The 26,572-nt window shown below is 66.9% G+C and carries 28 protein-coding genes; 17 read left to right on the plus strand and 11 right to left on the minus strand.

Going from position 1 to position 26,572, the window contains the following annotated elements; all coding sequences use genetic code 11:
• The first annotated feature begins 48 nt into the window (after positions 1-48).
• From panD to LC407_RS04350, 3 genes are read left to right on the plus strand one after another with little or no spacing between them, the layout of a single operon-like run.
• Positions 49-429, plus strand: a complete 381-nt coding sequence (panD, locus tag LC407_RS04340; RefSeq protein WP_004153087.1) for an aspartate 1-decarboxylase — start codon at positions 49-51, stop codon at positions 427-429.
• Positions 426-1,940 (plus strand): glucose-6-phosphate isomerase, encoded by a 1,515-nt coding sequence (gene pgi, locus LC407_RS04345; protein WP_059063792.1) that lies wholly within the window; start codon positions 426-428, stop codon positions 1,938-1,940. The genes panD and pgi overlap by 4 nt, the downstream gene beginning before the upstream one ends.
• 26 nt (positions 1,941-1,966) lie before the next feature.
• On the plus strand, positions 1,967-2,926 hold the full coding sequence (locus tag LC407_RS04350; RefSeq protein WP_223482255.1) for a hypothetical protein: 960 nt from the start codon (positions 1,967-1,969) through the stop codon (positions 2,924-2,926).
• 90 nt (positions 2,927-3,016) lie between these two features.
• Here LC407_RS04350 and LC407_RS04355 read toward each other — a convergent pair whose 3' ends face one another.
• Both LC407_RS04355 and LC407_RS04360 read right to left on the minus strand, forming a co-directional pair.
• The gene (locus tag LC407_RS04355) at positions 3,017-3,586 is read right to left on the minus strand and encodes a response regulator transcription factor (RefSeq protein ID WP_032952096.1); all 570 of its coding nucleotides are present in this window, start codon (positions 3,584-3,586) and stop codon (positions 3,017-3,019) included.
• Entirely contained in the window at positions 3,583-4,803 is a 1,221-nt protein-coding gene (locus LC407_RS04360) for an ATP-binding protein (protein WP_032952097.1), read from the minus strand. The genes LC407_RS04355 and LC407_RS04360 overlap by 4 nt, the downstream gene beginning before the upstream one ends.
• 114 nt (positions 4,804-4,917) lie before the next feature.
• Between LC407_RS04360 and ispG the strand changes: the two genes are divergently transcribed.
• From ispG to LC407_RS04375, 3 genes are all read left to right on the plus strand, one after another.
• On the plus strand, positions 4,918-6,183 hold the full coding sequence (gene ispG, locus LC407_RS04365; protein ID WP_088101382.1) for a flavodoxin-dependent (E)-4-hydroxy-3-methylbut-2-enyl-diphosphate synthase: 1,266 nt from the start codon (positions 4,918-4,920) through the stop codon (positions 6,181-6,183).
• Complete coding sequence (locus LC407_RS04370) at positions 6,164-6,913, plus strand: phosphatase PAP2 family protein (RefSeq protein WP_025878803.1); 750 nt, start codon at positions 6,164-6,166, stop codon at positions 6,911-6,913. Before ispG ends, LC407_RS04370 begins: the two co-directional genes overlap by 20 nt.
• A 202-nt stretch (positions 6,914-7,115) precedes the next feature.
• Complete coding sequence (locus LC407_RS04375; protein ID WP_025878804.1) at positions 7,116-7,763, plus strand: response regulator; 648 nt, start codon at positions 7,116-7,118, stop codon at positions 7,761-7,763.
• Positions 7,764-8,046: 283 nt separating this feature from the next.
• On the opposite strand, the gene eda is transcribed toward LC407_RS04375, so the two are convergent.
• The 5 genes from eda to zwf all read right to left on the minus strand — a co-directional run bounded on the left by eda (position 8,047) and on the right by zwf (position 14,078).
• A complete protein-coding gene (gene eda, locus LC407_RS04380) occupies positions 8,047-8,706 on the minus strand; it encodes a bifunctional 4-hydroxy-2-oxoglutarate aldolase/2-dehydro-3-deoxy-phosphogluconate aldolase (RefSeq protein ID WP_223482256.1) in 660 nt (219 codons plus the stop codon).
• A gap of 237 nt (positions 8,707-8,943) precedes the next feature.
• Positions 8,944-10,860 carry a phosphogluconate dehydratase gene (gene edd, locus LC407_RS04385; protein WP_025878806.1) on the minus strand — a complete coding sequence of 639 codons (1,917 nt, stop codon included), beginning with the start codon at positions 10,858-10,860 and terminating at the stop codon, positions 8,944-8,946.
• 58 nt (positions 10,861-10,918) lie between these two features.
• Positions 10,919-11,641 (minus strand): 6-phosphogluconolactonase, encoded by a 723-nt coding sequence (gene pgl / locus LC407_RS04390; RefSeq protein WP_025878807.1) that lies wholly within the window; start codon positions 11,639-11,641, stop codon positions 10,919-10,921.
• Positions 11,638-12,645: a glucokinase gene (gene glk / locus LC407_RS04395; protein WP_025878808.1), complete on the minus strand. Its 1,008-nt coding sequence runs from the start codon at positions 12,643-12,645 to the stop codon at positions 11,638-11,640. Before glk ends, pgl begins: the two co-directional genes overlap by 4 nt.
• A complete protein-coding gene (zwf, locus tag LC407_RS04400) occupies positions 12,642-14,078 on the minus strand; it encodes a glucose-6-phosphate dehydrogenase (protein WP_025878809.1) in 1,437 nt (478 codons plus the stop codon). The genes glk and zwf overlap by 4 nt, the downstream gene beginning before the upstream one ends.
• Positions 14,079-14,430: 352 nt before the next feature.
• On the opposite strand from zwf, the gene ugpC reads away from it, so the two are divergent.
• Entirely contained in the window at positions 14,431-15,513 is a 1,083-nt protein-coding gene (gene ugpC / locus LC407_RS04405; protein WP_025878810.1) for a sn-glycerol-3-phosphate ABC transporter ATP-binding protein UgpC, read from the plus strand.
• Positions 15,514-15,688: 175 nt separating this feature from the next.
• Here ugpC and LC407_RS04410 read toward each other — a convergent pair whose 3' ends face one another.
• On the minus strand, positions 15,689-16,564 hold the full coding sequence (locus LC407_RS04410) for a folate-binding protein YgfZ (RefSeq protein ID WP_099783605.1): 876 nt from the start codon (positions 16,562-16,564) through the stop codon (positions 15,689-15,691).
• 39 nt (positions 16,565-16,603) lie between these two features.
• Between LC407_RS04410 and LC407_RS04415 the strand changes: the two genes are divergently transcribed.
• The 10 genes from LC407_RS04415 (at position 16,604) to LC407_RS04460 (ending at position 23,587) form a co-directional block, all read left to right on the plus strand.
• Positions 16,604-16,777, plus strand: coding sequence for a DUF1674 domain-containing protein (locus tag LC407_RS04415; RefSeq protein WP_080149151.1), 174 nt, complete (start codon positions 16,604-16,606; stop codon positions 16,775-16,777).
• A gap of 56 nt (positions 16,778-16,833) precedes the next feature.
• Positions 16,834-17,226, plus strand: a complete 393-nt coding sequence (gene sdhC, locus LC407_RS04420) for a succinate dehydrogenase, cytochrome b556 subunit (protein WP_025878812.1) — start codon at positions 16,834-16,836, stop codon at positions 17,224-17,226.
• On the plus strand, positions 17,223-17,609 hold the full coding sequence (sdhD, locus tag LC407_RS04425; RefSeq protein WP_025878813.1) for a succinate dehydrogenase, hydrophobic membrane anchor protein: 387 nt from the start codon (positions 17,223-17,225) through the stop codon (positions 17,607-17,609). Before sdhC ends, sdhD begins: the two co-directional genes overlap by 4 nt.
• A gap of 31 nt (positions 17,610-17,640) precedes the next feature.
• The gene (gene sdhA / locus LC407_RS04430; protein WP_025878814.1) at positions 17,641-19,431 is read left to right on the plus strand and encodes a succinate dehydrogenase flavoprotein subunit; all 1,791 of its coding nucleotides are present in this window, start codon (positions 17,641-17,643) and stop codon (positions 19,429-19,431) included.
• 66 nt (positions 19,432-19,497) lie between these two features.
• Positions 19,498-20,283 carry a succinate dehydrogenase iron-sulfur subunit gene (locus LC407_RS04435; RefSeq protein ID WP_025878815.1) on the plus strand — a complete coding sequence of 262 codons (786 nt, stop codon included), beginning with the start codon at positions 19,498-19,500 and terminating at the stop codon, positions 20,281-20,283.
• Positions 20,284-20,356: 73 nt separating this feature from the next.
• Positions 20,357-20,605, plus strand: a complete 249-nt coding sequence (locus LC407_RS04440) for a succinate dehydrogenase assembly factor 2 (RefSeq protein ID WP_025878816.1) — start codon at positions 20,357-20,359, stop codon at positions 20,603-20,605.
• Positions 20,556-21,005, plus strand: coding sequence for a hypothetical protein (locus LC407_RS04445; RefSeq protein ID WP_033830836.1), 450 nt, complete (start codon positions 20,556-20,558; stop codon positions 21,003-21,005). The genes LC407_RS04440 and LC407_RS04445 overlap by 50 nt, the downstream gene beginning before the upstream one ends.
• Positions 21,006-21,028: 23 nt before the next feature.
• Complete coding sequence (locus LC407_RS04450; protein ID WP_025878818.1) at positions 21,029-22,270, plus strand: lipoprotein-releasing ABC transporter permease subunit; 1,242 nt, start codon at positions 21,029-21,031, stop codon at positions 22,268-22,270.
• The gene (gene lolD / locus LC407_RS04455) at positions 22,263-22,976 is read left to right on the plus strand and encodes a lipoprotein-releasing ABC transporter ATP-binding protein LolD (protein WP_032977862.1); all 714 of its coding nucleotides are present in this window, start codon (positions 22,263-22,265) and stop codon (positions 22,974-22,976) included. Before LC407_RS04450 ends, lolD begins: the two co-directional genes overlap by 8 nt.
• Before the next feature lie 161 nt (positions 22,977-23,137).
• Positions 23,138-23,587, plus strand: a complete 450-nt coding sequence (locus tag LC407_RS04460) for a DUF6491 family protein (protein WP_025878820.1) — start codon at positions 23,138-23,140, stop codon at positions 23,585-23,587.
• A gap of 67 nt (positions 23,588-23,654) precedes the next feature.
• Here LC407_RS04460 and LC407_RS04465 read toward each other — a convergent pair whose 3' ends face one another.
• From LC407_RS04465 to ftsY, 3 genes are all read right to left on the minus strand, one after another.
• On the minus strand, positions 23,655-23,924 hold the full coding sequence (locus LC407_RS04465) for an oxidative damage protection protein (RefSeq protein WP_025878821.1): 270 nt from the start codon (positions 23,922-23,924) through the stop codon (positions 23,655-23,657).
• Between the two features lie 5 nt (positions 23,925-23,929).
• Positions 23,930-25,054: an A/G-specific adenine glycosylase gene (gene mutY, locus LC407_RS04470; RefSeq protein WP_059063804.1), complete on the minus strand. Its 1,125-nt coding sequence runs from the start codon at positions 25,052-25,054 to the stop codon at positions 23,930-23,932.
• A 116-nt stretch (positions 25,055-25,170) separates the two neighbouring features.
• Positions 25,171-26,511: a signal recognition particle-docking protein FtsY gene (gene ftsY / locus LC407_RS04475; protein ID WP_059063805.1), complete on the minus strand. Its 1,341-nt coding sequence runs from the start codon at positions 26,509-26,511 to the stop codon at positions 25,171-25,173.
• Positions 26,512-26,572: the final 61 nt, after the last annotated feature.

The raw sequence follows: 26,572 nt of genomic DNA on the forward strand, positions 1-26,572 counted from the left end.
CGCGTGGGTGCTAGAATCCGCTCTTTCCTTTGCCGTTGCAGCGCCCCCATGCACCTGTCCCTGCTCAAGACCAAGATCCACCGCGCCACCGTCACCCATTCCGAGCTGAACTACGAAGGCTCCATCGCCATCGATGACAACCTGCTGGCTGCCACCGGCATCCGTGAGTTCGAGCAGGTGCACATCTGGGACGTGACCAACGGTGCGCGCTTCTCGACCTATGCGATCCGCGCCGAAGCCGGCAGCGGCGTCGTCTCGCTCAATGGTGGCGCCGCGCGCCACGTGCAGGTCGGTGACATCATCATCATTGCCGCCTTCGCCAGCATGACCGAGCAGGAAGCCGACAGCTTCAAGCCGAAGCTGGTGTACGTGGATGGCAACAACCAGATTTCCCACACCAACGACACGATCCCGACCCAGGCCGCATGACAACGAACAACGGATTCGACTCGCTGCATTCCCACGCCCAGCGCCTGAAGGGCGCAAGCATTCCCGGCCTGCTCGCCGCCGAACCCGGCCGTGTACAGGACCTGGCGCTGCGGGTCGGTCCGTTGTATGTCAACTTCGCCCGGCAGAAATACGATGCCGCAGCGTTGCAGGCGCTGTTGGCGCTGGCTGCCGAACGTGATGTCGGCGGCGCCATCACGCGCCTGTTCCGTGGCGAGCAGGTCAACCTGACCGAAGGCCGCGCTGCGCTGCATACCGCGTTGCGCGGTGATGTAGTCGATGCGCCGGTAGCGGCCGAGGCCTATGCCACCGCGCGCGGCATCCGCCAGCGCATGGGCGTGCTGGTGCGCGCGCTGGAAGACAGCGGCGTGACCGATGTGGTCAGCGTCGGCATTGGCGGTTCCGATCTCGGCCCGCGACTGGTCGCCGATGCGCTGCGCCCGGTCACAGGCGCACGCCTGCGCGTGCATTTCGTGTCGAACGTGGACGGCGCCGCCATGCAGCGCACGCTGGCCACGCTGGATCCGGCGAAGACCGCCGGCATCCTCATTTCCAAGACCTTTGGTACCCAGGAAACCCTGCTCAACGGCCAGATCCTGCATGACTGGCTGGGCGGCAGCGACCGTCTGTACGCGGTCAGCGCCAATCCGGAACGCGCCGCCAAGGCCTTCGCCATTGCCGCCGAGCGCGTGCTGCCGATGTGGGACTGGGTGGGCGGCCGCTATTCGCTGTGGTCGGCCGTCGGTTTCCCGATCGCACTGGCCATCGGCTTCGAGCGCTTCGAGCAGCTGCTGGAAGGTGCCGCGCAGATGGATGCGCATGCACTGGACGCGCCTTTGGAGCGCAACCTGCCGGTGCTGCACGGCCTGACCGACATCTGGAACCGCAATCTGCTGGGCCACGCCACGCATGCGGTGATGACCTACGACCAGCGCCTGGCGCTGCTGCCGGCCTACCTGCAGCAGCTGGTGATGGAAAGCCTGGGCAAGCGCGTGCAGCGCGATGGCCAGCCGGTCACCACCGACACCGTGCCGGTGTGGTGGGGCGGTGCGGGCACCGATGTGCAGCACAGCTTCTTCCAGGCGCTGCACCAGGGCACCAGCATCATCCCGGCCGATTTCATCGGCTGCGTGCACAACGATGATCCGTATACGGTCAACCACCAGGCGCTGATGGCCAACCTGCTGGCGCAGACCGAAGCACTGGCCAACGGCCAGGGCAGCGACGATCCGCACCGCGATTACCCGGGCGGCCGCCCGAGCACGATGATCCTGCTCGACGCGCTCACCCCGCAGGCGCTGGGCGCCTTGATCGCGATGTACGAGCACGCGGTGTACGTGCAGTCGGTGATCTGGAACATCAACGCTTTCGACCAGTTCGGTGTCGAACTGGGCAAGCAGCTGGCCAGTGGCCTGCTGCCGGCCCTGCAGGGCGAGGATGTCCAGATCAATGATCCGCTGACCCGTGAGCTGCTGGCGCAGCTGAAGGGCTGAGCGCGGCGCGCCGGATGCGTGCGTCGATGCACTGGCGCGACCTCGTTCGACGAAGGCAGCCCGAGGCGTGGGCGGGTCTGCACCTGATCGTGCAGGCCCCCGTGCGCCCTGCGCTTGTGGTTTCGGTCTGCCCGCCGGACCGGATACGGGTGGGTACCGAGGAACGCCCCATGTTGTGGGCGAGGGTGGAGCCCGACTACTTCGGTGTGGACCTGCTTCGCAGCGCCTCCCCGGCCTCGCCGGCGATCATTCCACCGATCACGGCTGCCGAGGTGCGGGCGTTGCATTCGGATGATCCGGTGCGGACTGCCGCAGCGTGGGCACGTCATTTCGCACGGGCCCTTACCCGTTCGGATCGATCTCCGCTGGCCCAGGGCGAATGGCTGCTGCAGCCGACGCTGCATGGCCTGGAGCGTGCGCGGATGCCGCTCACGCTCGCGTCAGATGCGCTGGCCCGACCGGCGGTGGATACCTTGGACTGGTCGAGCGTGACGCACGGCGAATGCCTGCCTCCCGTCCTGCTGCGGGCACCGTCTATGGGCACGGCTGGGCGGGTCAAGGCCTGGGCCAGGCAGGCCCGGGCAGGATCACTGCCACCGGTGCTGCTGATGTGGGTCAGTGGCCTGCAGGCACACGTGGTGCTGGACGGACACGACCGGCTGCAGGCAGCCGTGCAGGAGGGCGCCGATGTGCCGGTGCTGGTTCTGCTGCGTCATGGCGAGCGGTGCGTGGATGAGCAGGGCCTGGCGCGGGCTGACATCATCGTCGAGCGGTCTGGCGGCGCGGACATGACAGTCGAGGCCCGCAACCGACTGCTGCTCGATCTGTATAGCCCTGCGCGCGACGTCCTGCCCAGTCGGGCAGATCTGATGCGTGGTGGGGTGGATCAATGGATTGCAGAAGTGGACGCCGAGGCCAGGCAGGGCGAGGATGTCCAGATCAATGATCCGCTGACCCGTGAGCTGCTGGCGCAGCTGAAGGGCTGACGCGGGCGGGGAATGCCGCCGGGCATGGCCCGGCGCTACCCTTCGTCATGCCGGTAGCGCCGGGCCATGCCCGGCGAATACGACGACGCATCACCGGCTCGGATCGCGTTCCGGGCTCGGCCGCTTGGCCAGCTTGCGCTGCAGCGAACGCCGGTGCATGCCGAGTAGCCGCGCGGCCGCCGACACATTGCCGCCGGTTTCATGCATCGCCTGCTGGATGTGTTCCCACTGCAGGCGGCTGATCGGGGTCATCGCATCGGGCACTTCCATCTCGCCGTCATCGGCGGGGCCATCGTCTTCCTCGCCCAGCGCACGCAGGATCATCGGCACCGTCGATGGCTTCGGCAGGTAGTCGTCGGCGCCCAGCTTGATCGCCTCCACTGCGGTGGCGATGCTGGCATAGCCGGTCACCAGCAGGATCCGCATATCCGCGCGCAGCGCGCGCAACGGCTGTATCAGGGCCAGGCCGGAATCGCTGCCCAGCTTCAGATCGATCAGCGCGAACGCCGGCGGATGCTGGCGGGCCAGTGCCAGCGCGCTGGCGGCATCCTGTGCGGTCTGCGTCTCCAGCCCTTTGCGGGCCAGGCTGCGCTGCAGGGTGCGCAGGTAGAGTTCGTCGTCGTCGACCAGCAGGCCAAGGGTGGAAGCAGTCATGGTCATTCCTCGCGGGGGGCCAACGGCAGGCGGAAGCCGACGCGGCTACCGGCCCCTTGGGCCGGGCGCATCCACATCTCGCCGTCCAGGCGTTCGATGGTGGCATGGGACAGGGCAAGACCGACGCCCATGCCTTCACTCTTGCTGCTGCCGAACAGCTTGCCCGGCAGCACGGCGGCGCGGGCGTTGAAGCCATGGCCGTAGTCGCGCACTTCGCCGATCAGGTCGTCGCCTTCGATGCGCAGGCTGAGATCGACGCGCGGTCGGCCGGCCTGCTCGCCGGCATCGGCCGCGTTGTTCAGCAGCACCATCAGCAGGTGGCCGACGCCCGGGTCCAGCGGCAGGCGCAGCGGTGCGTCGTCGTTGCGATGCAGGTCGATGGTCGGGCGCACCAGCCGCCATTGCTCCAGCACCTGCTGGGCCGTGGAGTGGGCGCGCCCGGGGCCGTCATTGGAGGCCGGGGCGGCCAGGGCCAGCACGCGCTCCCGGCACTGCACCAGCAGTTCGCGCAGGGTTTCCATGTCCTCGCGCACTTCCGGTTCTTCGCTGCGTTCGGCCACGTCGTCGGCGAGCAGGGTCATCGTCGCCAGCGGCGTGTTCAGTTCGTGCGCCACCGAGGCTGCATGCGTGGCCAGGGCGACGATGCCCTCGTTGCGCGCGAAGCGTTCGCGCAGTGCCGACAGTTCCAGCTCGCGCTCGCGCAGCGCGATCGCCAGCCGGGTAGAGAAGATCAGTACGACCGCAGCGGACAGCAGGAAGGTGGCGATCACGCCCCAGCGATTGAGGTCCAGTGCGTTGAAATAGCCCGCCGGCAGCGGTTGCCCGAACAGTCCGCTGGCGGCGTAGCCCAGCAGGCAGGCGCTGGCCACGGCCAGTGCCCAGCGCAGGGGCAGGGCGAAGGCCGCCAGGGCGATCAGGATCAGGAACAGCGAGCCGAACGGATTGGCGATGCCGCCGCTCCAGCTGACCATCCAGGTGAGGATGATCACGTCCACCAGGATGTGGCCGAAGGCGGTCAGCGGCGCGGTATCGGCCGGCTCCGGGCGCAGCTGCGTATACAGGTTGAATACGGCGAGCACGGCCACGCCCGACCACAGCGGCAGTTGCGGCAAGGGCAGTCCCAGCACCCAGGTCGCAACCAGGATGGTGGCCGCCTGGCCAGCCACGGCCAACCAGCGCAGGCTGCACAGGGTTCGGAGAAACGGGGCGTCGGGACCGGTCATTCGCGCCCATCGTATGCGTTCGCGGGGACGGCTGCCTGCGACAATCGGCCGCAGCCGGACTGTCGCCTGAATGCGACACACCCGGAAGGTCGGGGCGGGCGTTAGAATGCCCGCATGCATGACGCCGTCACCCGCCCTACAGCCCCCTCCGATGCCACTTCCTGGCCCCGTCGCCTGACCCAAGCGGTCCAGATCGGTGGAGTCACCGTGGGCGGTGGCAAGCCGGTCGTGGTGCAGTCGATGACCAATACCGACACGTCCGATGTGGCGTCCAGCGTCAAGCAGGTCGCTGAGCTCTGGCGTGCCGGCTCGGAAATGGTGCGCCTGACCGTCAACACGGTCGAAGCGGCCGCGGCGATCCCGCGCATCGTCGACAAGCTGGCGATGATGGGCATCGACGTACCGCTGATCGGCGACTTCCACTACAACGGCCACCAGCTGCTGACGGCCGAGCCGGCCTGCGCCGAAGCACTGGCCAAGTACCGCATCAACCCGGGCAACGTGGGCTTCGGCAAGAAGAAGGACCTGCAGTTCGCGCAGCTGATCGAGTTCGCCATCCGCTACAACAAGCCGGTGCGCATCGGCGCCAACTGGGGCTCGCTGGACCAGGCCCTGGCGGCCAAGCTGATGGACGAGAACAACCACCGCGAACAGCCCTGGGACGCCGGCCGCGTGCTGCGCGAGGCGCTGATCCGTTCGGCGCTGGATTCGGCCGAGCAGGCGGTGGACATAGGCCTGCCGCGCGATCGGATCATCCTGTCGGCCAAGGTCAGCGGCGTGCAGGAGCTGATCGCGGTCTACCGCGACCTGGCCCAGCGTTCGGACTTCGCCCTGCATCTGGGCCTGACCGAAGCCGGTATCGGCAGCAAGGGCATCGTTGCCTCGGCGGCGGCGCTCAGCGTGCTGCTGCAGGAAGGCATCGGCGACACCATCCGCATTTCGCTGACGCCCGAACCGGGCCAGTCGCGCACGCAGGAAGTGATCGTCGCCCAGGAACTGCTGCAGACCACCGGCCAGCGCGCCTTCACTCCGCTGGTCACGGCGTGCCCGGGCTGCGGCCGTACCACCTCGGAATTCTTCCAGGAGCTGGCCAAGGTGGTGCAGAACCACGTGCGCGAAAAGATGCCGCTGTGGAAGATCCAGCACCCGGGTGCGGAGAACATGACCCTGGCGGTGATGGGCTGCGTGGTCAACGGGCCGGGGGAGTCGCGGCATGCCAACATCGGCATCTCGCTGCCGGGCACCGGTGAAGCACCGTCGGCACCGGTGTTCGTCGATGGCGAGAAGAAGGTGACCCTGCGTGGCGAGAACATCGCCCAGGAATTCGTCGCCCTGATCGATGATTACGTTGAACGCACCTATGTCCGAAGCGCCGGGTAAGCCGACGATCCTCGCTGCACCGGAGCCCGCCTCCGGCTTCCGCCACTGGATGGCGCGCAATGCCTGGCGGCTGCTGCTGCTGTTTGCCGGCGTGCTGCTGCCGCTGGCCGGATTCGTCGCCCTGGCCGACGAGGTGCACGAGTTCGAATCCTTCCATTTCGATGCGCCGCTGCTGTGGCAGATGCACGGCCTGCATTCGCCGTGGCTGGACCATGTGTTCGTGCTGCTGTCGAAGCTGGGCTACGAGTGGTTCCTGATCCCGGCCGATGTGCTGATTGTCGGTGCACTGGCCTGGCACCGGCGTTGGCGTGAAGCGACCTTCGTGGCCGTGAGCTTCGTAGGGTCGGCGCTGCTCAACATGGGCAGCAAGCACTTCTTCCAGCGCGACCGGCCCAGCCTGTGGGAATCGATCGCGCCGGAATCCACGTTCAGTTTCCCCAGTGGCCACGCGATGGGCTCGATGACCCTGGCGGTCACCCTGGTGCTGCTGGCCTGGAATACCCGCTGGCGCTGGCCGGTACTGCTGCTGGCGCCGTCGTTCAGCCTGCTGGTAAGCGTTTCCCGGGTCTATCTGGGGGTGCATTACCCCTCCGACATCCTCGCCGGGTGGTGTGCCGCGCTGGTTTGGGTGGTAGGGTGCTATCTGGTCATGTTCAGCCGCCGTCATCCATGGCGACGGCACGGTTCGCCGCCAGCGACGGCCAGCGAAGCGATCACGCAAGGGGAGTGACGTGGATGCCCTCCCAAGGGCGTCTACCTGAGGGACGGGTTGTTTCGTTGTAACGGGTTCTGCAGGGCAAGGGGCACGATCAGTGCGTGAAGAATGTGATGCGCAAGGCAGAACGCCGGAATTGCGCAACATCCGCGCTTGCAGTGGTCAGGTGCTCCTGCCTAGGTTGACCCGTATTGGCCGCATCCGAAGAGGTACGTGAATGACGATTCGAGTCTACCTGGTGGATGACCATGCGTTGGTCCGCACCGGGATGAAAATGATACTGTCGAGTGAAACCGACATTGAAGTGGTGGGCGAGGCCGAAACGGGCGAAGACGCGCTGCCCGCGATCCGCCAGCTGCAACCGGACGTGGTGCTGTGTGATCTGCACCTGCCCGGCGTGAGCGGGATGGAAGTAACCGAGCGCATCGTTCGTGGCCACCGCAGCACGCGGGTGGTGATCGTGTCGGTGCTGGAAGACGGTCCGCTGCCCAAGCGCCTGCTCGAAGCCGGCGCCGCCGGTTACATCGGCAAGGGCTGCGATGCGCAGGAACTGCTGCGTGCGGTGCGCGACGTGGCCGCCGGACGACGTTACCTGGGCACGAGCATCGCGCAGAACCTGGCGTTGTCCACCGTGGAAGGCAACGGCTCGCCGTTCGACAACCTGTCGCCGCGTGAGCTGGAAGTGGCATTGCTGCTGACCCAGGGCCTGCGCCAGGAAGATATCGCCCGTCGTCTGAGCCTGAGCGCGAAGACGGTCAACACGCACAAGGCGCGGTTGTTCGAGAAGATGGGAATCCACGACAACATCGCGTTGGCGCGGATGGCCAGCCAGTACGGGCTGGTGGATCCGGCACGGCCGCTGTAAGGATTTCAGCCAACGGCTGAGCCCCTCGCGGTGGTGCGACGGAGTTCGTGGGGTTGGCCCTGCGGAGGGATCGCGCAGGGGACGCCGTGAATCCATCCCTGGAGGCTCGGGCGCGCCATCCATGGCGCTTACGCCCCTGCGCGATCCCTCCGCAGGGCCACGGACAGGTTCCGTACGCTGCCACCGCGGAATGAAGAAGGGAACGGAAGGAGCGGGTCGCGCGCTTTGCGCGCTTGGGGGCGGATCCCTTTCCAGGCGGGAAAGGGCTCTCACCCGCAGTGCGTCAGTGACCGCGTACGCGCTTGACGATCTTCGCGGCCTGCGCGGCGCTTTCGCGCACCTTGTCCCATTGGCCGGCGTCGATCCAGCTGCCCGGCACCATCCACGAGCCACCGATGCAGACCACATTCTTCTGCTCCAGGTAGTCGGCGGCTGTGTTCTCGGTGATGCCACCGGTCGGGCACAGCTTGAGGTCGGCGATCGGGCCGGCTACGCCCTTGATCATCGCCAGGCCGCCCACGGCCGTGGCCGGGAACAGCTTGCACACGCGGAACCCGCGCGCGTAGAGCGCCAGCAGTTCGGTCGGCGTCGCCGCACCCGGTACCACCGGCAGCGCTGCCGCAGCCAACGCATCGGCCAGCACCGGCGGCGTGCCCGGGGTCACCAGGAAATCGGCGCCCGCATCGATGGACTGCTGCATCTGCTCAACCGTCAGCACCGTACCGGCGCCGACCACCACATCCGGCAGCTCACGCTTGAGCATCGCAAGTGCTTCCATCGCCACCGGCGTACGCAGCGTCAGCTCGATCGCCGGCAATCCGCCTTCCAGCAGCGCCGCGCTGACCGCACGTGCCTGGTCCAGCGTATGAATCGTCACCACTGGCAGGATGCCGGCCGCATGCAACAACTCCGCCGCCCGCACCTGATGTTGTTCGATACCCATAGCTCTGCTTCTGCCTTTGCTTTCGCTCTAGTTGTGCTTTCAATGATCACTTCGCGGCGTATCGGCGCCGGAAACTGTGATGCGGCGGAGGGCAGGGCGTCGCCAGGACCGTTCGCGCCATGGATGGCGCGATCGAGCCTACAGGGATGTATTTACGGCGTGTCCTGGCGACGGCCTGCCCTTCGCCGCCCCCTGGAAACCAACCGCCGCCACATACCCGCAACGCGCTTCAATCCCTCAGGCGTCCTTCGCCTCATGCGGCGCCGCCGCCGCAGCAGCATCGTGCCCCAGCTCATACTCCGCGTCGTAGTCCCACGGCCCACCGTCAGCCGCCGCCGGACCGCACGAAATCGAAATCGCGCCCTGATCGGCCGGACCCACCACACGCCGGTTGATCGCGAACAGGTTGCGGCCCAGGTCATTGGCGGCCGGCGCCGTATTCGGCGCATGAGTACGCGCGGCCCATTCGGCTGCGTCCACCAGCACTTCAAGCGTGCCGGCCTCACCATCCAGGCGGATGATGTCGCCCTCGCGCACCTTGCCCAGCGGACCACCGCGTGCAGCTTCCGGCGTCACGTGGATGGCGGCGGGAATCTTGCCCGACGCACCGGACAGGCGACCATCGGTGACCAGCGCCACGCGCCGACCCTGGTTCTGCAGCAGGCCCAGCAGCGGCGCCAGCGAATGCAGTTCCGGCATGCCGTTCGCGCGCGGACCCTGGTAACGCACCACCGCCACGAAATGCTCGGGCAGCAGGCCGCCGGCGTGCAGCTTGTTCAGCACCTGCGGCGCATCAACCACCACGGCCGGCGCTTCGATGGTGCGGTACTGCGGCTTCACTGCCGACAGTTTGATCAGCGACTTGCCAAGGTTGCCGCGCAGCAGGCGCAGGCCGCCCTGGCTCTCGAACGGGTTGTCGACACCGCGCACCACTTCTTCATCGGCGCTGCGTTCCAGGCCCGGCAGGTACACCAGCTTGCCATCACGCAGCTGCGGCTCGCGCGCGTAGTCGGCCATGCCGCCACGGGCCACGCTGACCAGGTCACCATGCATCAGGCCGGCCTTGATCAGTTCACCGAACACGAACGCCGGGCCACCCGCTGCAGCGAAGCGGTTCACGTCGGCCTCGCCGTTCGGATAGACGCGCGCCAGCAGCGGGATCAGCTGCGACAGCTCGTCGAAGTCGTCCCAGGTCAGCACGATGCCGGCCGCACGTGCCACCGCGATCCAGTGGATGGTGTGGTTGGTCGAGCCGCCGGTGGCCATCAGCGCGATGATCGCGTTGATGATCGCGCGCTCGTCGATGATCCGGCCCAGCGGACGGAAGTCGTCGCCCAGCGCGGTGATGTCCAGTGCGCGCTCGGTGGCTTCGCGGGTCAGTGCATCGCGCAGCGCCGTGTCCGGATTGACGAACGATGCGCCCGGCAGCTGCACGCCCATCGCTTCCAGCAGCACCTGGTTGGAATTGGCGGTGCCGTAGAAGGTGCAGGTGCCTGCGCCGTGGTAGGACGCCGATTCGGCTTCCAGCAGTTCTTCGCGGGTGGCTTCGCCGGCGGCGTAGCGCTCGCGCACTTCGGCCTTCTGCTTGTTGGGAATGCCCGGCGTCATCGGGCCGGCCGGCACGAACACCGCCGGCAGATGGCCGAAGGCGAGGGCGCCGATCAGCAGGCCCGGCACGATCTTGTCGCACACACCGAGGTACACGGTGGTATCGAACATGTCGTGGCTGAGCCCGATCGCGGTGGCCTGGGCAATGACATCGCGCGAGAACAGCGACAGCTCCATGCCGCCGCGGCCCTGGGTGACGCCGTCGCACATCGCCGGCACAGCGCCGGCCACCTGTGCCGTCGCGCCCAGTTCGCGGGCCACCGCACGGATCTGTTCGGGATAGGTCTCGAACGGCTGGTGCGCCGACAGCATGTCGTTGTAGGCGGTGATGATGCCCAGGTTGGCCGTCACGCCGCCGCGCAGGCGGCTCTTGTCGGTGCCACCACAGGCGGCGAAACCGTGGGCGAGGTTGCCGCAGCTGAGGCGGCTGCGGAACGGGCCATCGCGCAGGGAGGCGTCGATCGCTGCCAGATAGGCGGCGCGCGAAGCGGCGCTGCGGCGGATGACGCGCTCAGTGATGGCTTGCAGTTGCGGATGGAGGCTCATTGGCTACCGGCGTTCGAGGTGGCGAGAGGCAAGCGGCAGCAGGGCGCCGCCGCCGACATCAATCAGCCCAGTGGACGCGCAGGCGCGCGCCTTCCAGGTTGATCGCGTTGAGGATCGGATACTGCTGCGGGTCGTTGCTGTCCAATGCCTGGCGCAGCACCTGCAGCTTCTGCTTGCCGCGCAGCAGCAGCAGACGCTGGCGGCACTGGGCCAGGCCGCGCGGAGTCAGGGTGATGCGCAGCGGCCACTGGTTGGCACCGGGACAGCCGGTGGCATCCAGCGCGGCGTACGGCAGGGTGCTTTCCAGCGCGCGGGTCAGGTCCTTCGAGCCCGGGAACAGCGAGGCGGTATGGCCGTCGTTGCCCATGCCCAGTGCGACCAGGCTTGGGGCCTGGCTGTGCTGGGCCTGCAGGTTGGCGGTGTACACGCACTCGGGCAGCGGCTTGCCGATCCGCACCAGCGGATCGAAGTGCGCACCTTCGGCACGTGTAAGCAGGTTCTCGCGCACCAGCCACGCATTGCTGTCGCGATCCTGCGGCGACAACCAGCGCTCGTCGGCCAGGCTCACTTCAACGCGGTCCCAATGCACGTCCAGCTCGGCCAGCGCCTGGTACACCGGTGCCGGCGTAGTACCGCCGGACAGCAGGATGCGTGCGCGGCCCAGTTCGGTGATGTCGTGGTTGATCGCCTGCGCCATTTCGGCTGCAACCGCTTCGATCCAGCCATCGGCATCGCCATGGTTGATGAAGTCGATACGGTCGTCCTGGAAGATGGGGGTCATGCGGCAACTCCTGGTGCGTCACGTTCGGCGTCGGCAGCATAGGCAGCGGCGCCCAGCAGTCCGGCGTGGGGATGCATCACGGCCAGCGACGGCACCCGCGCCATGATCGAAGAGAACCGGCCCTTGTGTTCGAAGCGCTGGCGGAAACCGGAGTGCTGCAATGAATCGAGCATCTTCGGAGTCAGCCCACCGGTCAGGAACACACCATCCCAGGCGCCCTGGGTCAGCACCAGATCACCGGCAATGGCGCCGAACACCGCGCAGAACACATCCACGGTACGCATCGCCTGTGGATCGCCGTGCAGGGCGCGGGCGGTCACGTCCACCGGTTGCAGTTGGCCCGGGTCGATACCCGCCATCTCGCAGATTGCGCGATGGATGTTGACCAGGCCGGGGCCGCAGATCAGCCGCTCGTTGGAGACGCGCCCGAACTGCTCGGACAGGATCTCCAGGATGCGGATCTCTTCCGGCGTTCCCGGCGGGAAGCTGACATGGCCGCCCTCGGTTTCCAGCGGGTAACAGCGGCCGTGGCGAAGGATCAGGCCGCCGACGCCGAGGCCGGTACCTGGGCCGATCACTGCGTAGTTGCGCGGCTGACCCGGCTTGCCCGGAACCCAGGCGGCACCGCCGACCTGGACGACGTCATCGGGTTGCAGCAGCGAAATCGCCATCGCCTGCGCGGCGAAGTCGTTGATCAGGTGCAGCTCGTTGAAACCAAGCATCGCGGCCGTGCGGCTGCGCGAGATCACCCACGGATGGTTGGTGATGCGGGCTTCGTCACCATCGACACGACCGGCGACTGCGAACACGCCACGGCTTGCGGTGGCGCCGATCTGCTCCAGATGGTGGCGCGCGGCATCACCCAGCGACGGGAACTCCGCCACGGCGTACTCGCGGATGCTCTCTTTCAGCAGCGGGGCGTCCTGCGAGGTGTCGGCAAGGGCGAAGCGGGCATTGGTACCACCGATGTCGGCGACCAGCACGGGCTGCGAGCTGGCACTCATTCCGACGCTCCGCTATCTGGCGCATCCACGCCCTGCGGCAGGAAGTCGACCGCGTTGGCCGGGCCCCACTGGCCGGCAGGGTAGGGTTCCAGCGGCAGGTTGGCCGCCTTCCAGGCATCGGCAACGCTGTCGATCCAGGCCCAGGCGGCACGCACTTCGTCATCGCGCACGAACAGGGTGTGGTTGCCGTTGAAGGCGTCCAGGAACAGGCGCTCGTAGGCGATACGGCGATGCAGGCCGGTCGGCACCGACAGCTCCAGCTCCAGCGGCTGCAGTTCCAGCGCGCCCCATTCCGGCCCGGCCAGGCTGCTCATCAGGCCCAGTTCGATGTTCTCCTGCGGCTGCAGCTGGAACACCAGGCGGTTCGGTGCGGCCTGCGCACGCTGCGGACGCTCGAACAACCAATGCGTGACCGGCTTGAGTGTCACCACCACGCGGGTGGTGCGCTCGGGCAGGCGCTTGCCGGTGACCAGGTGGAACGGCACGCCGCTCCAGCGCCAGTTGTCGATGTGCGCGGTGACACCGGCGAAGGTCTCCACGTCGCTGCCTTCCGGCGGCTGGTAGGCCTGTGCGGGCTGGCCGTTGATGCTGCCGGCGGTATAGCGGCCGCGCACGCTGTCACGCGCGGCGTGCTTGGCATCCAGCGGGCGCAGTGCGCGCAGCACCTTGACCTTCTCATCGCGGATGCGGTCGGCTTCCAGCGACGCCGGCGGCTCCATCGCCACCATGCACAGCAGCTGCAGGATGTGGCTCTGCACCATGTCGCGCAGGGCGCCGGAGCGCGCGTAGTAGGCATCGCGGCCATCCACGCCTTCGCTTTCGGCGACCAGGATGTGCACCGATTCGATGTAATTGCGGTTCCACACCGCTTCCAGCAGCGTGTTGCCGAAGCGCAGCGCGATCAGGTTCTGTACCGCTGCCTTGCCCAGGTAGTGATCGAGGCGGAACACGCGGTCTTCGTCGATCCACTGGCCGATGGTGGTGATGATCTCCTCGGCGCTTTCGCTGTCGCTGCCGATCGGCTTCTCCAGCATCAGGCGCGCGGGTGCGGCCAGCGCGCCGCCCTTGGCCAGGCCCTCGCAGGTGGAGATGTACAGGCCCGGCGGGATCGCCAGGTAGCTCACGCAGCGGCGGTCGACCAGGTCGGACACGGCAGCGGCGACCGAGTCGACGTCGCGCAGGTCCACCGAGCGGTAGTCGATGCGGCGCAGCAGGGAGGCGATGTCCTCCTGGCTGGCCATCGGCATGGCCTGCTGCAGGCGCGGGCGCAGGATGTCATGGAAGGCTTCGGTGTCGTGGCCCGACAGGGCCAGCGCACGAATGCGGAAATCCTCCGGCAGCAGGCCGTCGCCGAGCAGGCGCAGCAGCGAAGGGAACAGGTAGCGCTGGGCCAGATCACCTGTGGCACCAAACAGGAAGAGTGTGTCGTGCATCGCTCGAGTTTCAGATCCGGGTGACATCGTTGTCAATCGCTTCATGGCTGGGTTCGGGGGACATCCGCGCAACTGCCTGTCCGAGGCTCATCTGGATCGGTTTTCCGGCTTGCCGGAGCACCGTTCCAATCGAAACCACTACAGCGGCAACCCTTCGTTCGGTCGACGATGCAGGTCGGCGCGCACCGACTGTCGGATAGTGCCACGTGAAAACGTTTACATGGCAGAATGGGCAACTGTATTCGATTGCAGTGGTCGCCGTCATGCGGCAACCGCGCAATCATCACTGCCATCGGGAGGGCCGAGGCAGTCCCAAAAGACAGCCCGGCGTCGGGCGGACTGGATGAGTGAAATGGCAAAAGTGCAGTTGCAGGGTGTGCGCAAGGTCTACGACAACGGCCAGGTTGCAGTGAAGGACGCCACCTTCGAGGTCGCCGACGGCGAGTTGATGGTGCTGGTCGGTCCGTCGGGGTGTGGCAAGTCGACCCTGTTGCGGATGGTGGCCGGGCTGGAAGAGATCAGCGGCGGCACGTTGACCATCGGTGATCGCGTGGTCAACGACGTGGCGCCGAAGGATCGCGACATCGCGATGGTGTTCCAGAGTTACGCGCTGTATCCGCACATGACCGTGGCCGAGAACCTGGCCTTTGGCCTGAAGCTGCGCGGGCACGACAAGGCGACCATCGACAAGCGCATCAGCGAAGCCGCGCAGACGCTGGGGCTGACCGACATGATGGACAAGTTGCCCAAGGCGATGTCCGGTGGCCAGCGCCAGCGCGTTGCATTGGGCCGTGCGCTGGTGCGTGAGCCGGCGGTGTTCCTGCTCGACGAGCCGCTGTCCAACCTGGATGCCAAGCTGCGCCACAGCGTGCGCACCGAGATCGCGCAGCTGCACCGCAAGCTGGGCACCACCATGATCTACGTGACCCACGATCAGGTCGAGGCGATGACCCTGGGCCAGCGCATCGTGGTGCTGAAGGACGGCATCATCCAGCAGATCGATACGCCGATGGCGCTGTACGACCGCCCGGCCAACCTGTTCGTGGCCGGCTTCCTCGGCAGCCCGGCGATGAACGTGCTGCGCGGCACGCTGCAGGGCGACGCCGGTGGCGTGACCGTGGTCGATGGCCAGTGGCGTGCCCCGTTGGGGCAGGCGACGATCGATCCGGCGTGGCTGCAGAAGCCGATCGCCGTGGGCGTGCGTCCCGAGCACCTGCAGCCGGCAGGCAGTGAAGACACGCATGCGTTCACCGCGCGCATCGAAGGCATCGAGCCGGTCGGCAACGAGATCTTCGTCAACATGAGCAGCGGCCAGCACGCGCTGACCATGCGCGTGGCGCCGCAGTCGCTGCCGGGCGTGGGCGAGGACATCCGGGTGGCGATCCACCCGCAGGGCCTGCATTTCTTCAACCCGGAAACCGGCGAGCGCCTGTAACCGGTAGTGCCGGCCGCTGGCCGGCAACCTCAACCCGGCGTGGTTGCCGGCCAGTGGCCGGCACTACCCTCCTTCGCCGAAGGCGTGCGGACCAACGGTCCGCACCCACCGTGATCCCCAGTAGATCCACGCCATGCGTGGATGACATGCGTGGATGAAATGCCGGATCGGCGCCTCAGCGCGCCAGGCCGTCCAGCAGCGGCATCCGCTGCGCGACCGCGTTGCCCACCTGCAGTTCGCTGTCGCCGGTCTCCAGCGGCAGCACAGCCAGTGCCAGATCGCCGGCCACGCTGGCCAGGGTGCCGAGCGCGCCCCCGTCCTGCTGCACGCCATCGCCTGCCTGCGCAGGTGCAGCGGTATGCAGCAGCTGCACCGCGCGCTTGGCCTTGCCGAGGAAATGGGTGCGCGCGACGATTTCCTGGCCGGGGTAGCAGCCCTTCTTCACGCTGTAGCCGTTGAGGCGGTCCAGACCCAGCTGCTGCGGGGTCCACACCTCGCGCTGGCTCTCTGCCAAGCGTGGCAGGCCAAAGCGCAGGTCGGCCTGGCGCCAGGCCAGGGCGAAGGCGGCATCTTCGGCTTCGTCGCTGGCCGGGAAGGCCTCGACCGGGCCGATGCGCAAAGTACGGGGAAGTGCGTCGCTGCCCAGATCCAGCTCCCAACCCTGACTGCCGACCAGCGCGATGGCGGCGCCAGCGGCGGCTTCCGGCGCAGTAAAGGCACCGGCCACGGCCAGGTCTGCATGCACCTGCAGTTTCACTTTGCGGCGGAACACGAAGCGCTGCAGTTGCGACGCAATCGCATCGGCATCACCGTCGGCGAGCACCAGCAGCACATGGTCGTCGGCCAGCCGCAGCAGCTGGAACACCGCCAGGGTGCGGCCCTTGGCGCTCAGCCACGCGCTCCACTGCCAGTGCAGCAGGGGCAGGGCGGTCACGTCGCTGCTGAACTGGGCATGGGCAAAAGCCACTGCATCCACGCCCTGCAGGCTCAGCAATTGATGGCCGGGCAGGCGCGGATATGCGACGAAAGCAGGGGGAAGGTTGTCAGGCACGTGAACGAGGTCTAAAATTTGTGCGTTGCGAGACCCATCATGATAGGCCAAACAACCCCCACTCCCGACGCCGAAGCTGAAGCCCCGCTGGTTCCCCCGGTCCCTGTGCCCGTGGAACAACCAGAGGTGGAAGAAGAATTCGGTGGCCGCGGCGGACTTGATCCGGTGCGGTATGGCGATTGGGAAAAAAACGGACGCTGCATCGATTTTTGATCAGCATTGAGCCAACGCGGCCTTATGCCGCCCAGCCGAGACAACGAGCCCAGCGAATGGCGACCAGACAACGTCCCCTTTCTCCGCACCTTCAGGTGTATCGCTGGCAGATTCAGATGGCCACCTCGATCCTGCATCGAGCCACTGGCGTCTTTCTGTCTGTTGGTGCCCTCATCATCGCCGGAGGCCTGTTGGCTCTGATGATGGGGCCCGAATCCTGGAACTGCTTCACCGGCCATGCCGGGGCCTGGTATGGCCGCGTGTTCCTGTTCGCGTGGACATGGTCGTTCGCCTATCACCTGTGCAATGGCATCCGCCATATCGTGCAGGACTTCGCGATCGGATTCCGCATTGCCACCTTCATCCGCAGCAGCTGGATGTCGGTGATCGGCAGCCTGCTGATCACCCTGGCGGTGTGGGCCTATGTGCTGTTCGGAGGTGCCGCATGAGCAAGTTCCGTACCCCGTTGAAGGGCGTGCGCGGTCTGGGTTCGGCCAAGACCGGCACCGAGCACTTCGTGCATCAGCGCCTGACCGCCGCCGCGCTGGTCGTGCTGGGCATCTGGTTCCTGGTGTTCGTGCTGGGCCTGCTGGGCTCGGATTACGTGACCGCCACCGCCGCGATCGCCAAGCCGTGGAACGCCGTTCCGCTGATCGGCCTGCTGATCGCCATGTTCTGGCATGCCCAGCTCGGCCTGCAGGTCGTGCTGGAGGACTACATCCACGAATCGCTGCTGGCCCTGGTGCTGCAGACCGCGGTGAAGTTCGTTGCCGTGCTCGGCATGATCGTCAGTGTGTTTGCGGTGGGCCGCATCGCCCTCGGCGTTGCCTGAGCCCAGGCGCCAAGACAGGAATCCAGACTAGATGTCCGCTTACAAGATTACCGAACACAAGTACGACATGGTCGTGGTGGGCGCCGGCGGCGCCGGCCTGCGTGCCACGTTCGGCCTGGCCGCCAAGGGCCTGCAGACCGTGTGCCTGACCAAGGTCTTCCCGACCCGTTCGCACACCGTTGCCGCCCAGGGCGGTATCTCCGCCGCGCTCGGCAACATGGGCGAGGACGACTGGCGTTACCACTTCTTCGACACCATCAAGGGTTCGGACTGGCTGGGCGACCAGGACGCCATCGAGTACATGTGCCGTGAAGCGATTCCGGCGATCATCGAGCTCGAGCACTACGGCGTGCCGTTCAGCCGCACCGCCGAAGGCAAGATCTACCAGCGTCCGTTCGGTGGCATGACCACCCAGTACGGCGAAGGCCCGGCGGCGCAGCGTACCTGCGCGGCGGCCGACCGTACCGGCCACGCGATGCTGCACACGCTGTACCAGCAGTCGCTGAAGCACGATGCACGCTTCATGATCGAGTACTTCGCACTCGACCTGATCTTCGATGACGAAGGTGCCTGCCGTGGTGTGCTGGCGCTGGACATGTCCGACGGCACGCTGCACCTGTTCCGCGCCCAGGGCGTGGTGCTGGCCACCGGCGGCTACGGCCGCGCCTACTTCAGCGCCACCTCGGCGCACACCTGCACCGGCGACGGTGGCGGCCTGGCCATGCGCGCAGGCATCGCCATGCAGGACATGGAGTTCGTGCAGTTCCATCCGACCGGCATCTACGGCGCCGGCTGCCTGATCACCGAGGGTGTCCGCGGTGAAGGCGGCATCCTGCGCAACAGCAGCGGCGAGCGCTTCATGGAGCGTTACGCACCGCACTACAAGGACCTGGCTTCGCGCGACGTGGTCAGCCGTTCGATGACCATCGAGATCCGCGAAGGCCGTGGCGTGGGCGAGCACAAGGACCACATCCTGCTCGACCTGACCCACCTCGGCCCGGGCGTGATCGACGACAAGCTGCCGGGCATCGCCGAGAGCGCGCGCATCTTCGCCGGCGTCGACGTGCACAAGCAGCCGATCCCGGTGATTCCGACCGTGCACTACAACATGGGCGGCATCCCGACCAACTACCACGGTGAAGTGGTGCGCAAGGACGGCGAGAACCCCGATGCGGTCGTGCCGGGCCTGTACGCCATCGGCGAAGCGGCCTGCGTTTCGGTGCACGGTGCCAACCGCCTGGGTTCGAACTCGCTGCTGGACCTGGTGGTGTTCGGGCGTGCGGTGGCCAACCGTTGCGCGGCGACGATCACCCCGGGTGCGGCGCACAAGACCCTGCCGGCCGACGCCTGCGACAAGGCGCTGGGCCTGCTGGACAAGCTGCGTCACGCCAACGGCGATACCCCGACTTCGGTCATCCGCGATCGCATGCAGCGCACCATGCAGGCCGACGCGGCGGTCTTCCGTACCAGCCAGACGCTGAAGGAAGGCTGCGAGAAGATGGACAAGATCTTCGATTCGTTCCAGGACGTGAAGGTCTCCGACCGTTCGCTGGTCTGGAACTCGGACCTGATCGAGACCTACGAGCTGAACAACCTGCTGCTGAATGCAGTGGCGACGATCAACTCGGCCGAGCAGCGCAAGGAAAGCCGCGGCGCACACGCGCACGAGGACTTCCCGGACCGCGACGACGTCAATTGGCAGAAGCACACCCTGGTCAGCGTGGACGAGAAGGGCAAGTGCAGCTTCGACTACCGTCCGGTGCACATGTACACGTTGACTGATGACGTGTCCGTGGTGCCGCCGAAGCCGCGCGTGTACTGATCCGACCCCGCCTAACATGCAATCCGCGCCCTCGGGCGCGGGCCGCCTGAGCCAACGAGAGCAGCCATGGCCGAGTTTTCACTCCCCAAGAATTCCAAGATCACGAAGGGCAAGCACTTCCCCGCCAAGACCGGCGGCAAGAACGTGCGCACCTTCAAGATCTACCGCTGGAGTCCGGACGACGACAGCAATCCGCGCACCGACACCTATGACGTCGATCTGGACGCCTGCGGCCCGATGGTCCTGGACGCGCTGATCAAGATCAAGAACGAGATCGACCCGACCCTGACCTTCCGGCGCTCGTGCCGCGAAGGCATCTGCGGTTCGTGCGCGATGAACATCGACGGCACCAACACCCTGGCCTGCACCCGAGCCATCTCGGACTGCGGCAAGAAGGAAGTGCCGATCTACCCGCTGCCGCACATGAACGTGGTCAAGGATCTGGTTCCGGACCTGACCCACTTCTACGCGCAGTACGCCTCGATCAAGCCGTGGATCCGCACCCAGACCCCGGCACCGCCGGACCGTGAGCGCCTGCAGTCGCCGGAAGACCGCAAGAAGCTCGATGGTCTGTACGAGTGCATCCTGTGCGCGTGCTGCTCGACCAGCTGCCCGAGCTACTGGTGGAACGGCGAGCGTTACCTGGGCCCGGCGATCCTGCTGCAGGCCTACCGCTGGATCATCGATTCGCGCGACGAGGACACCGGTGCGCGCTTGGACGATCTGGAAGATCCGTTCAAGCTGTACCGCTGCCACACCATCATGAACTGCGCCCGGACCTGCCCGAAGGGCCTGAACCCGGCGCTGGCGATCGCCGAGATCAAGAAGCTGATGATGGAACGCCGCGCCTGATACGGTGCCGGGTAGTTGCATGCCCCCAGCAGAGCCACGCCATGCGTGGCTTTGCTGTATCTGGAGAAACACAATGGATGAAGAAATCCTGCTGAAGAAGCTGCGCTGGCGCTGCCGGCGCGGCATGCGCGAACTGGACCAGTTGTTCGGTCGCTACCTGGACCGCGAATGGAGCAGTGCGCCGACCGAAGACCGCGAGGTTTTCCTGTTCCTGCTCGATTGCGAGGACGATAAGTTGTGGCGCTGGTTCATGGGCTACGAGGCCTGCCCGCATGCACACGCCGTCCCCCTCATGCACAGGATCCTCGCCCTCAAGCCTTGAGTGGCGCCCGTCGCGGCTGCAGGCCGGCGCCCAGCTGGCGGTACTGCTGGCCGCACCGTGGCTGCTGCATGCTTCGGATCTGCCATCCGCGCATCTGCTTCCGGCGTTGATCGGGGTCTGGGCGCTTGGCCTGGCTGAGCTGGCCTGGCGCCTGCGGCGGCGCCCTGTCGTGCTGCAGCTGCCGCCCCTGCCAGCGCTGCTGCGGCTGGACGGCGGCGATATTGCCGAGCCGCGGCTGGTGGTGCGCGGGCCCTGGCTGCTGCTGCACTGGCGCGAGGGCTGGCGTCGCAGGCGCCTGTTGTTCTGGCCGGACGTGCTTGATCGCGCACAACGACGTGAACTGCGACTGGCCGTGGCCGCAAGAAGCGTTTCCCGTCGGCCCCGGTCGGTGGCACCATAGGCTGAATCGACTGGCGTGCCTGCATGTTCAAACCCATTCCCGTGGCCATTGGCCTGCGCTACCTGCGCGCCAAGCGCCGCAACGGCTTCATCTCCTTCATTTCGATGGCATCGATCCTGGGCATCGCGCTCGGGGTGACGGTGCTGATCACCACATTGGCGGTCATGAGCGGTTTCCAGAAGGAAATCCGCAGCCGCCTGCTGCAGATGACCGCGCACACCACCATCAGCCGCGACGGCGAACCGATGCCGGACTGGATGCGCGTGGTCGATGTGGCCAACAAGGATCCGCGCGTGGCCGGTGCTGCGCCGTATATCGAGATCCAGTCGATGATCAGCGGCCCGCGCGTGCAGGGTGCGATCATCCAGGGCATCGACCCGGCACTGGAACCGAAGGTGTCGGTGATCGACAAGAAGGTCACCAAGGGCAGCTACGGCAGCCTGACCCCGGGCAGCTTCAACCTGTTGCTGGGCAAGGAACTGGCCGTCTGGCTGGGCGTGGACGTCGGTGACCAGGTGCTGGTGACCTTCGCGGAAGTGCAGGGCACGCCAGCGGGCGCGGTGCCGCGGATGAAGCGCTTCACCGTCAGCGGCATCTTCGAGGCCGGTTACAACGAGGTCGATCGCGGTGTGGGTTTTGCCAACATGAAAGACCTGGAGCGCGTACTGCGTTCCGATGGCGCCACCGGCGTGCGCCTGAAACTGCATGACATGGACCGCTCGCTGGAGGTGGGCGTGGACCTGGCGCAGAACCTCGGCGGTGCCTATCGGGTCAGCGACTGGACCCAGCAGAACGCCAACCTGTACCACTCGCTGCGCATGGAAAAAGTGGTGATGGGCATCCTGCTCTCGCTGATCATCGCCATGGGCGCGTTCAACCTGGTGTCCTCGCAGGTGATGCTGGTGACCGACAAGCAGGCCGACATCGCGATCCTGCGCACCCTCGGCCTGACCCCGGGCGGGGTGATGCAGGTGTTCATGGTGCAGGGCTCGCTGATCGGCATCTTCGGCACCCTTGCCGGCCTGATCGGCGGCATCACCCTGACCTTGAACCTGGAACGCATCCTCGGCGCCATCGAGTCGGTGTTCAACGTCAAGCTGCTGCCGGAGGATGTGTACTACATCACCGGCCTGCCGACCGACATGCAGACCAGTGACATCGTGGTGATCACCCTGGTCGCGCTGCTGATGAGCTTCCTGGCCACTCTGTATCCCGCCTGGCGGGCAGCACGCACCCAGCCGGCGGAGGCCCTGCGCTATGAATAAGGTCTTCAACCGCGGCGATGAAGTGATCCGTGCCGAAGGGCTGGGCAAGACCTACGCCGAAGGGCGCATGCAGACACCGGTGTTCGACGGGCTGGACCTGACGGTGACTGCAGGTGAGACGGTTGCGATCATCGGTGCCTCCGGTGCCGGCAAGAGCACGCTGCTGCACCTGCTGGGCGGGCTGGACACGCCGACTGCGGGCGAGGTCTATGTCACCGGTCAGCGCATGTCGGCGCTGTCGGACACCTCGCGCGGCCTGCTGCGCAACCAGGCGCTGGGTTTCGTCTATCAGTTCCACCACCTGCTGCCGGAATTCACCGCGCTGGAAAACGTGATGATGCCGGTGATGCTGGCCGGTACCGCGGTGGCCGAGGCCAGTACGCGTGCGACTGCGCTGCTGGAATCGGTCGGCCTGGGCCATCGCCTGGACCACAAGCCCGGCGAACTGTCCGGCGGTGAACGCCAGCGTGCCGCGGTGGCGCGCGCGTTGGTCAATCACCCGGCCTGCGTGCTGGGCGACGAGCCGACCGGAAACCTGGATGACCGCACGGCTGCGACTGTGTTCGAGCTGATGCTGGAGCTCAACCGTGCGCGGCATACCAGCCTGGTGCTGGTGACCCATGACCGCTCGCTGGCACGGCGTCTGGACCGGGTGCTGGAGCTGCGCGAAGGGCGCCTGCACGCGCTGGCCCACGCCGACGTCTGAGCGGCCGGCCAAGCGCCAACCAAGGTTGGCGACTACCGGATTCGATGCAGGGCCTGGTCGGCTGGGGGCCGCCGACCAACGGCTGAACCAGGCTGCCGGCCGTTGCGCCGGCACCACCCCGGCGGGTGCATGATCGGCACAGTTCCCCCGTGGAGATGGCCATGAAGACCCCACTGTTGATCGCCGGGCTGTGCCTGGCTCTGGCTGGCTGTGCCACCACCGGCCGCCTGGGCAGTGCCGAGAAGCTGGAGCTGTATCGTGCCCACGCCGGCGCACCGCAGAAGGACATGCAGTTCTTCGGCAGCCTCAATGGCTGGACCGAGCTGGGCGACAGTGCGCTGGCGGTCTGGACGCGTCCGAGCGAGGCCTACCTGCTGGAATTGAATGGTCCCTGCCAGGATCTGTCGTATGCGACCGCCATCGGCCTGACCAGCCGGATGAACCGCGTCTCGGCGCCGTTCGACAAGGTGCTGGTACGTGACCCGACCGCTGGCCCGCGCATGCCGTGCTTCATCAAGACCATACGCAAGCTCGACGTGAAGGCGCTACGCGCCTCCGAGCAGGAGCTGCGCCAGGCGCAGGTGCAGGAGCGCGAGGAATCCGCGAAGTAGGGCGGTAGCTCCGGGCCATGCCCGGCGGATGGCTGGACGCCGGGCATGGCCCGGCGCTACCGGCAGGTCAGGCTTCCGGGGTGAACCCGGCGGGCTTCTCCGCGTCCTTCTCGAACAGGAACTTCACCAGTTCCGTCTCCAGGAAGGCGCGATGCTCCGGCTTTCGCGGGGAAAGGCGGTTCTCGTTGATCAGCATGGTCTGGTGTGCCAGCCATGCGGTCCACGCCGGCTTGCCGATGTGGTTGAACACACGCTGGCCCAGTTCCCCCGGGTAAGGCACGAAGTCCAGGCCCTCGGCATCGCGTTGTTCGTACTGGCAGAAGACGGTTCGGGGCATGGCACTCACTCGTGGTTGCGGGATTTTGCGGAAGTTCGCTTCGGGCTCTTGATGGGCGCGCCCTCAAGCAGTTTGCGGATGGGCGCAGGCAAGCCCAGTGCAGGCAGTTCGGCGGCGCCAACCCAGCGCAGCGTGGGTTCTTCCACGCGCAGGCCGCGCACCTGCCGTGACAATACCTGCAGGTGCAGTTTGTAGTGGCTGAAGGTGTGCTGCAGCACTGGCAGTTCCTCGGCATCTTCCAGCGAACCATCGACGTGGACGTCGAACCAGTCCTGCAGCTCGCTGCCCGCTTCGGCCTGCGGAAGCGTCCACAACTGTGCCCAGATGCCGGTGTCCGGCCGCTTCTGCAGCAGTACGCGCTGCTGCTTGTCGCGCAGCAGCAAAGCCACCGCCTCGCGTTCGGGCAGCGTCTTGCTTGGCTTTGCGGTTGGCAGCTCGGCGGTGCGGCCTTCGCGACGTGCCACGCAATTGGCCTGCAGCGGACAGATCACGCAGGCCGGTCTGGACCGGCTGCAGACCGTGGCACCGAGGTCCATCTGCGCCTGGGTGTAGTCGGCCATGCGTCCAGCCGGCACCTGGGCGACCTGCGCTTCGGCGATGGCCCACAGCTGCTTCTCGATGGCGGGCAGGCCAGGGAAGCCCTCGACGCCGTGATAGCGGCTGAGCACGCGCTTTACGTTGCCATCGAGGATCGCGAACGGGTCGTTCCAGGCCTGGCTGAGGATCGCGCCGGCGGTGCTGCGGCCGATGCCGGGCAGGTCGTGCAGGGCATCGAAATCACGCGGCAGGTCGCCGCCGTGCTCGACGACGCAGCGCTTGGCGGCCGCGTGCAGATTGCGTGCACGTGCGTAGTAGCCCAGGCCGGCCCACTGCGCCATCACCGCGTCGTTGCTGGCGGCGGCAAGGTCGGGCAGGGTGGGGAAGTGCTGCAGGAAACGGTGGAAGTACGGAATGACCGTGGCCACCTGGGTCTGCTGCAGCATGATCTCCGACAACCACACCCGGTACGGGCTGCGCGGATGCTGCCAGGGCAGGTCGTGGCGGCCGTGGTCGTCGAACCAGTGCAGCAGGCGGGCAACGAAGCCGTGCTCAGGGTCGGACGTGGCGCTGGCGTTCGGCTGGCGGGGCATCGGTACTCCAGGGGGCAGCCACCCATGGGGTGGCTCTACTACGGCAGCGGCCGGTCACCCATGGGGTGGCTCTACCGGGCTGCAGTAGAGCCACGCCATGCGTGGATGCGGGCGCGTCAGGCAGTGCCCAATGCTTCGGGCAACAGGGCGTCGACGAAGGCTTCCGGATCGAACACGCGCAGGTCCTCCGGGCGCTCGCCGATGCCAGCGAAACGGATCGGAATGCCGAACTCGCGGGCCAGCGCGAACACCACGCCGCCCTTGGCGGTACCGTCCAGCTTGGTCACCACCAGGCCGGTCACCTTGACCGCGGCATTGAACTGGCGCAGCTGCGAAAGCGCGTTCTGGCCGGTGGTGCCGTCGATCACCATCAGCACTTCGTGCGGCGCGTTCTCGTCGATCTTGCCGAGCACGCGGCGGATCTTGCCCAGCTCGTTCATCAGCCCGGACTGGGTGTGCAGGCGGCCTGCGGTATCGGCAATCAGCACCGAGGTGCCGCGGGCCTTGCCGGCCTGCAGCGCATCGTAGGCCACCGAGGCGGCATCAGCGTTCTGCCCCTGCGCGACCACGGCCACGCCGTTGCGCTCGCCCCAGATCTGCAGCTGGGCGACGGCGGCGGCGCGGAAGGTATCGCCAGCGGCCAGCATCAGGCTGTGGCCCTCGTCCTTGAAACGCTTGGCCAGCTTGCCGATGGTGGTGGTCTTGCCGACGCCGTTGACGCCCACGGTCAGCACCACGAAGGGCTTGGCGTTGCGGTCGATGATCAGCGGCTTGGATACCGGCTGCAGGATCGCGATCAGGTCCGCGCGCAGTGCCGCCAGCAGGGCATTGGCATCGATGAACTCGCGCGCCTTCATGCGCTTGCGCAGGTCGGCGATCAGGTCGGTGGTGGCGGCAACGCCAACGTCGGCGGTCAGCAGCGCGGTCTCGATCTCGTCCAGCAGGTCGTCATCGAGCTTGGGGTTGCGCGAGAACAGGCCGCCGAAACTGCGGGCAAACGCACTGTTGCGCAGGCGCTCGCGCCAGCCAGGCTTGCCCGCCGCAGCAGCCGGGGCATCGACCAGTACCGGCAGGTCGGCGGCGGGGGCGGCTGGTTCCTGCGCCGGGATGACCGGGGCCAGCGGGGCGAGCACCGCGGCGGCGGCGGCCGCTTCGGCTTCGAAGTTCTCCGGCGCCAGCACGCGGGCGGGCGCGGCTTCGGGGATGGTTTCCTGCGCCGTCTGCAGTGTTGCTTGCGGGGCCGGCGCGGTTGACGTTGCGGGCGCAACGACCTCGGGCGTGGCAGCTGGCACAGGCGCTTCCACCATCGGCGGGGCTACCGGTGCGGCCGGGGCCTGCTCGGGTGGCGCGGCCGACGGGAATGCCGCCGCCAGCTCTTCAGCCGAGTAGTGCTGGGTCTTGGGCGCGTCCGGTGTGGCGGCGTCCTGGGGCTTCTTGCGGCGGAAAAAACTGAGCATTGGCAAAAGGCGCTGAAATCAGAGGGATATGCTACCACCCGGGCCTGTATGGCCGGCGTGG

Origin of the sequence: Stenotrophomonas sp. OVS01A (genome assembly GCF_019969775.1) — a bacterium.
GTDB lineage: Bacteria > Pseudomonadota > Gammaproteobacteria > Xanthomonadales > Xanthomonadaceae > Stenotrophomonas > Stenotrophomonas indicatrix.

Bases quoted from the DNA above. Each gene is read 5' to 3' on its own strand.
- panD (WP_004153087.1), top strand. From the start codon at position 49: ATGCACCTGTCCCTGCTCAAGACCAAGATCCACCGCGCCACCGTCACC.
- pgi (WP_059063792.1), top strand. From the start codon at position 426: ATGACAACGAACAACGGATTCGACTCGCTGCATTCCCACGCCCAGCGC.
- LC407_RS04350 (WP_223482255.1), top strand. From the start codon at position 1,967: ATGCACTGGCGCGACCTCGTTCGACGAAGGCAGCCCGAGGCGTGGGCG.
- LC407_RS04355 (WP_032952096.1), bottom strand. From the start codon at position 3,586: ATGACCATGACTGCTTCCACCCTTGGCCTGCTGGTCGACGACGACGAA.
- LC407_RS04360 (WP_032952097.1), bottom strand. From the start codon at position 4,803: ATGACCGGTCCCGACGCCCCGTTTCTCCGAACCCTGTGCAGCCTGCGC.
- ispG (WP_088101382.1), top strand. From the start codon at position 4,918: ATGCATGACGCCGTCACCCGCCCTACAGCCCCCTCCGATGCCACTTCC.
- LC407_RS04370 (WP_025878803.1), top strand. From the start codon at position 6,164: ATGTCCGAAGCGCCGGGTAAGCCGACGATCCTCGCTGCACCGGAGCCC.
- LC407_RS04375 (WP_025878804.1), top strand. From the start codon at position 7,116: ATGACGATTCGAGTCTACCTGGTGGATGACCATGCGTTGGTCCGCACC.
- eda (WP_223482256.1), bottom strand. From the start codon at position 8,706: ATGGGTATCGAACAACATCAGGTGCGGGCGGCGGAGTTGTTGCATGCG.
- edd (WP_025878806.1), bottom strand. From the start codon at position 10,860: ATGAGCCTCCATCCGCAACTGCAAGCCATCACTGAGCGCGTCATCCGC.
- pgl (WP_025878807.1), bottom strand. From the start codon at position 11,641: ATGACCCCCATCTTCCAGGACGACCGTATCGACTTCATCAACCATGGC.
- glk (WP_025878808.1), bottom strand. From the start codon at position 12,645: ATGAGTGCCAGCTCGCAGCCCGTGCTGGTCGCCGACATCGGTGGTACC.
- zwf (WP_025878809.1), bottom strand. From the start codon at position 14,078: ATGCACGACACACTCTTCCTGTTTGGTGCCACAGGTGATCTGGCCCAG.
- ugpC (WP_025878810.1), top strand. From the start codon at position 14,431: ATGGCAAAAGTGCAGTTGCAGGGTGTGCGCAAGGTCTACGACAACGGC.
- LC407_RS04415 (WP_080149151.1), top strand. From the start codon at position 16,604: ATGATAGGCCAAACAACCCCCACTCCCGACGCCGAAGCTGAAGCCCCG.
- sdhC (WP_025878812.1), top strand. From the start codon at position 16,834: ATGGCGACCAGACAACGTCCCCTTTCTCCGCACCTTCAGGTGTATCGC.
- sdhD (WP_025878813.1), top strand. From the start codon at position 17,223: ATGAGCAAGTTCCGTACCCCGTTGAAGGGCGTGCGCGGTCTGGGTTCG.
- sdhA (WP_025878814.1), top strand. From the start codon at position 17,641: ATGTCCGCTTACAAGATTACCGAACACAAGTACGACATGGTCGTGGTG.
- LC407_RS04435 (WP_025878815.1), top strand. From the start codon at position 19,498: ATGGCCGAGTTTTCACTCCCCAAGAATTCCAAGATCACGAAGGGCAAG.
- LC407_RS04440 (WP_025878816.1), top strand. From the start codon at position 20,357: ATGGATGAAGAAATCCTGCTGAAGAAGCTGCGCTGGCGCTGCCGGCGC.
- LC407_RS04445 (WP_033830836.1), top strand. From the start codon at position 20,556: ATGCACACGCCGTCCCCCTCATGCACAGGATCCTCGCCCTCAAGCCTT.
- LC407_RS04450 (WP_025878818.1), top strand. From the start codon at position 21,029: ATGTTCAAACCCATTCCCGTGGCCATTGGCCTGCGCTACCTGCGCGCC.
- lolD (WP_032977862.1), top strand. From the start codon at position 22,263: ATGAATAAGGTCTTCAACCGCGGCGATGAAGTGATCCGTGCCGAAGGG.
- LC407_RS04460 (WP_025878820.1), top strand. From the start codon at position 23,138: ATGAAGACCCCACTGTTGATCGCCGGGCTGTGCCTGGCTCTGGCTGGC.
- LC407_RS04465 (WP_025878821.1), bottom strand. From the start codon at position 23,924: ATGCCCCGAACCGTCTTCTGCCAGTACGAACAACGCGATGCCGAGGGC.
- mutY (WP_059063804.1), bottom strand. From the start codon at position 25,054: ATGCCCCGCCAGCCGAACGCCAGCGCCACGTCCGACCCTGAGCACGGC.
- ftsY (WP_059063805.1), bottom strand. From the start codon at position 26,511: ATGCTCAGTTTTTTCCGCCGCAAGAAGCCCCAGGACGCCGCCACACCG.